General features: G+C 54.3%; 1 protein-coding gene. It reads right to left on the reverse strand.

Translation table 11 applies throughout. The features are described 5' to 3' along the window. On the reverse strand, nt 1–187 hold a 187-nt coding region (locus H6B10_RS16005), incomplete at its 3' end, for a P-loop NTPase (protein ID WP_204652422.1). Nucleotides 188–300 lie beyond the last annotated feature (113 nt).

Genomic DNA, 300 nt, shown 5'->3' on the forward strand with positions numbered 1-300 from the left:
AGCCCAGGCGGCGCATGGAAACCGCCATCATGGCGCTGGTCATGCTCTTACCTACGCCGCCCTTACCGGATACGACGCCGATGACCTTGCGGATGCGGCTTCTGGGGTGCGGGGGTTCGTGCTGAGGTGCACGGTGATCACAATTCGCACTGCATGTGCTGCAATTGTGGGTACATTCTTCACTCATGATGTTTTGCTCCTTACCATAAAAATGCCATCAGGCGATGTACAGTATACCAAAAATGCCGTGCCAATGCAAGGTACAGGCAAAATCACATTGCCTCTACAATGCCCCGCACC

It is taken from the genome of Gemmiger formicilis (genome assembly GCF_016901605.1).
GTDB classification, from domain to species: domain Bacteria; phylum Bacillota; class Clostridia; order Oscillospirales; family Ruminococcaceae; genus Gemmiger; species Gemmiger formicilis_B.